At 68.3% G+C, this 4390-nt stretch carries 5 protein-coding genes; all 5 read left to right on the forward strand.

Features of this window, described 5'->3' with window-relative positions; all coding sequences use genetic code 11:
* Window positions 1-62 precede the first annotated feature (62 nt).
* Window positions 63-722, forward strand: a complete 660-nt coding sequence (locus tag ACIKT0_RS13650) for a thiamine pyrophosphate-dependent enzyme (RefSeq protein WP_407105873.1) — start codon at window positions 63-65, stop codon at window positions 720-722.
* A gap of 57 nt (window positions 723-779) precedes the next feature.
* Window positions 780-1784 carry an ABC transporter substrate-binding protein gene (locus tag ACIKT0_RS13655; protein ID WP_407105874.1) on the forward strand — a complete coding sequence of 335 codons (1005 nt, stop codon included), beginning with the start codon at window positions 780-782 and terminating at the stop codon, window positions 1782-1784.
* A 111-nt stretch (window positions 1785-1895) separates the two neighbouring features.
* Window positions 1896-2207 carry a UxaA family hydrolase gene (locus tag ACIKT0_RS13660; RefSeq protein WP_183393520.1) on the forward strand — a complete coding sequence of 104 codons (312 nt, stop codon included), beginning with the start codon at window positions 1896-1898 and terminating at the stop codon, window positions 2205-2207.
* Between the two features lie 10 nt (window positions 2208-2217).
* On the forward strand, window positions 2218-3486 hold the full coding sequence (locus ACIKT0_RS13665) for a UxaA family hydrolase (RefSeq protein WP_407105875.1): 1269 nt from the start codon (window positions 2218-2220) through the stop codon (window positions 3484-3486).
* 131 nt (window positions 3487-3617) lie between these two features.
* A partial coding sequence (locus ACIKT0_RS13670; protein WP_407105876.1) for an NAD(P)-dependent oxidoreductase occupies window positions 3618-4390 on the forward strand: 773 nt, incomplete at its 3' end.

Consider the following 4390-nt stretch of genomic DNA (forward strand, 5'->3'; position numbering starts at 1 on the left):
GATGTCGTCGGTGCAGGACGACGACATCGATCCCGCCAACGGCTGGTCGCCGACGGACATCCATGTCCGCGTCTACGACAAGTCGGAAAACTTCTCCAGTTGCTCGAGGCCTGCCCTATGCGCCGCCGGACTGGGACGGCGTCCGCGGCTCGCCGGGACGGCTGCACCCCGTCGAGCTCTGCCGGGAGGTCTCGGCCTTCCTGTCGCGCCATGCCGGCGGCACGCTGATCTGCGACGGCGGCGAGATCGGCCAATGGCCGCAGGCCCTGGTTCCGGCCAGGCGCCGCCTCGTCAACGGCGTCTCCGGCACGATCGGCGCGTCGATCCCGTTCGCGATCGCGGCCAAGACGCTGTCGCCGGACGCGCCCGTGGTGGCGGTGCTCGGCGACGGCACCTTCGGCTTCCACATGGCCGAGTTCGACACCGCCGTGCGCTACGGGCTGCCGTTCATCGCGGTCGTCGGCAACGACGCGCGCTGGAACGCCGAGCACCAGATCCAGCTGCGGAACTATGGCCCGGAGCGCGCCCGCCACTGCGACCTGCTGCCGTCCCGCTACGACCAGGTCGCGGTCGCGCTCGGCGGCTTCGGCGCGCTCGCCACCACGCCGGCCGAACTGTCGGAGGCGCTCGAGGAGGCGCACCGCAGCGGCAGGCCAGCCTGCGTCAACGTGATGATCGACGGCGCGCCCGCGCCGGCGATCCGGCGACCAAAGGCGGCCTGAGGCCCGGTCGCGACAAAGAAGACTGCCGACAAGAGCAGGCGACTGGGAGGGACGGGGATGCTGGGTAGGGTTTTGTTGGTCGCCGCGACGCTGGCCGCGGCGGCGACGGTGACGGCCGCGCACGCGGAGGTCGACCAGGTCAGGATCGCGCGGCAGCCGAGCCTCGGCCACCTGCCGCTGATGATCATGGAGGAGCGCAAGCTCCTCGAGAAGAACGCGGCCGAGCGCGGCGTTCCCGATCTCAAGGTGACCTATGCGACGCTCGCCGGCGGCGCGGCGATGAACGACGCTCTGCTGTCGGGCGCGATCCAGTTCGCGGCCGGCGGCGTGCCGCCGCTCGTCCTGCTGTGGTCGAAGACCGCCGGGTCGGGCAATCCGGTGAAGGCGGTCACCGCCATGAACTCGATGCCGCTGCTGCTGAACACGACCAATCCCGAGGTGAAGTCGCTGAAGGACTTCACGTCGCGCGACAAGATCGCCCTGCCGGCCGTGAAGGTGTCGATCCAGGCGATGTTCCTGCAGATGGCGGCCGAGAAGGAGCTCGGCCCGGATCGCCGCAACGAGCTCGACAAGCTGACGGTGACGCTGTCGCATCCGGACGGCATGGCGGCGCTGCTGTCGCGCAACGAGGTGACGGCGCATTTCACCGCCGCGCCGATTCAGGAGCTCGAGCTGAAGCAGCCCGGCGTCCGCACCGTGCTGAACAGCTTCGACGTCATGGGCGGGCCCTGCACCTTCAACGTCATCTGGGCGACGTCTCGGTTCGTCGAGCAGAACCCGAAGGTCTACGAGGCCTTTGTGGCGTCCGTCGAGGAAGCCGTCGGCATCATCAACGCCGACAAGAAGGCCGCCGCCGAGGCCTATGTGCGGCTCGCCAAGGACTCGAGCGACCTCGCGCTGATCGAGCAGATCCTGAACGACCCTCAGGTGACGTTCACGACCACGCCCCAGAACATCCAGAAATACGTGGACTTCATGGCTCGCACCAAGGCGATCGGCCGCAGCGCCGAGAGCTGGAAGGAGCTGTTCTTCGACAACGCGCATTCAAAGCAGGGCGGCTGAGGCCGATCCGGCGCGAACGTCGTTGACCAAAAACATGTCATATGTCTTATACAAGATATGTCCGAGGCAGCCGCTAAGGGCGCGCCCGGCAGCAGGGAGGATCAGGAGCCGATGACCGAGCAAGCCAACGGGGACGGCCGCAACCCGCATGTCCTCGCCCATAGTCCGAAGGACAATGTCGCGGTCGCGGTCATCGAGGGGCTGAAGGCCGACACCGACGCGTTCGGCGTGGTGACGGAGAACGACAGCACGTTCCGCGTCCATGTGAAGAGCGACATACCGATCGGCCACAAGGTCGCGCTGACCGATCTCAAGGCCGGCGACACCGCGATCAAGTATGGTCAGGACGTCGGAAAGATCACCGCGGACGTCGCCAAGGGCGAACACGTCCACACCCACAACATGAAGACAAAGCGCTGGTGAGGGCGGACTGATGGCTGACGTCATGATCTCCAATCAGAGCCCGTTCGTCGGCGGCGCTCCGGATCAATTCTACACCCCGGCGCTGCCGGGCGCGCGCGCGTCGGTCGACGCCGCCAAGGCCACCTTCATGGGCTGGCGGCGCGAGAACGGCCGCGTCGGCGTGCGGAACCACGTCGTCCTGCTGCCGCTCGACGATCTGTCCAACGCCGCCTGCGAGGCGGTGGCGAACAACATCAAGGGCACGATGGCGCTGCCGCACGCCTATGGCCGCCTCCAGTTCGGCGAGGATCTCGCGATCCATTTCCGCACGCTTATCGGCATCGGCTCGAACCCGAACGTCGCGGCCGTGATCGTGATCGGCATCGAGGAGCAGTGGACCAACCGGGTCGTCGAAGGCATCGCCAAGACCGGCAAACCGGTCGTGGGCTTCGGCATCGAGCAGCACGGCGACATCGCGACGATCGCCCGGGCGAGCTACCAGGCCAAGAAGTTCCTGCAGTGGGCGACCGAGCTGCCGCGCGAGGAGTGCTCGATCACCGAGCTCTGGATCTCGACCAAATGCGGCGAGTCCGACACCACGACGGGCCTTTCGTCCTGCCCGACGGTCGGCAACATGTACGACAAGCTGATCCCGCACGGCATCTACGGCGTGTTCGGCGAAACTTCCGAGATCACGGGCGCGGAGCACCTCTGCAAGGAGCGTGCGGCGAGCCCGGAGGTCGCCGAGAAGTGGTACAAGATGTGGAAGTCCTATCAGGACGACGTCATCGAGGCCCACAAGACCGACGACCTGTCGGACAGCCAGCCCACCAAGGGCAACATCGAGGGCGGCCTGACCACCATCGAGGAGAAGGCGCTCGGCAACCTCGAGAAGATCGGCCACGAGTGTAAGTACATCGACGCGCTCGAGCCGGCCGAAGCGCCCGCCAAGGGCCCGGGCCTGTACTACATGGACACCTCGTCCGCCGCGGCCGAATGCGTCACCCTGATGGCGGCCGCCGGCTATGTCGTGCACACCTTCCCGACCGGCCAGGGCAACGTCATCGGCAACCCGATCGTCCCGGTGATCAAGATCTCCGGCAATCCGCGGACGCTGCGGACGATGGGCGAGCACATCGACGTCGACGTCACCGGCGTGCTCCGCCGCGACATGACGATCCCGGAGGCCGGCGACGCGCTGATCGACATGATCGTGCGCACCGCGAACGGCCGCCTCACGGCTGCCGAGGCCCTTGGTCACCGCGAGTTCGTGATGACCAAGCTCTACCGCAGCGCCTGACGCCCTCGCCCCTCCCTGCGCAGACGCGGGGAGGGGCGACCGTCGGCCCTCCGACATCCCGACGCCCGCGAGCCGTGAGCCAGCCGAGGCTGCGGAGCCCGCCGTCGACCTCCGCTCAGCAGGCGAAGCGCATGCCCAAGATCGTCATTCCCGAGTTCATGGACGAGGCGGCGATCCGCAGCGCCTTCGTGGGCTTCGACGTCGTCTATGATCCCGCTCTGGTGGACGAGCCGGACCGGCTCGCCGCCGAGGCCTCGGACGCCGACGCCCTGATCGTCCGCAACCGGACGCAGGTGCGCGGCGCGCTGCTCGACGGCGCGAGCCGCCTGCGTTGCGTGGGGCGGCTCGGCGTCGGGCTCGACAACATCGATCTCGCGGCCTGCGAGACGCGCGGGATCGCGGTCTATCCGGCGACCGGCGCGAACGACGTGTCGGTCGCCGAATACGTCATCGGAACCGCGATGCTGCTGCTGCGCGGCGCCTATCGGGCGACCGACGAGATGGCGGCCGGAACCTGGCCCCGCAACGCCTTTTCCGGCGGGCGCGAGATCTACGGCAAGCGGCTCGGCCTCATCGGCTACGGCTCGATCGCGCGGGAGACGGCGCGGCGGGCGGTGGCGCTCGGAATGTCGGTCGCCGCATACGATCCCTATCTGGCCGACGACGACGCCAACTGGCGGCCGTCGTGGGGACGGGTCGAGCCGAAGCCGCTCGACGACCTGCTGCGCGTCTCCGACGTCATCTCCCTGCATGTGCCGCTGACCGACGGCACGCGGGGGATGATCGGCGCCGAGGAAATCGCCGCGATGCAGGATGACGCCATTCTGATCAACGCCGCCCGCGGCCGCGTCGTGGACGAGGCCGCGGTGGCGGACGCGCTGCGGTCCGGCCGGCTCGGGGGAGC

The organism is Hansschlegelia beijingensis (assembly GCF_045505405.1).
In the GTDB taxonomy this organism is placed as follows: Bacteria; Pseudomonadota; Alphaproteobacteria; order Rhizobiales; family Methylopilaceae; genus Methylopila; species Methylopila beijingensis_A.

Bases quoted from the DNA above. Each gene is read 5' to 3' on its own strand.
- ACIKT0_RS13665 (WP_407105875.1), top strand. From the start codon at position 2,218: ATGGCTGACGTCATGATCTCCAATCAGAGCCCGTTCGTCGGCGGCGCT.
- ACIKT0_RS13650 (WP_407105873.1), top strand. From the start codon at position 63: ATGTCCGCGTCTACGACAAGTCGGAAAACTTCTCCAGTTGCTCGAGGC.
- ACIKT0_RS13655 (WP_407105874.1), top strand. From the start codon at position 780: ATGCTGGGTAGGGTTTTGTTGGTCGCCGCGACGCTGGCCGCGGCGGCG.
- ACIKT0_RS13660 (WP_183393520.1), top strand. From the start codon at position 1,896: ATGACCGAGCAAGCCAACGGGGACGGCCGCAACCCGCATGTCCTCGCC.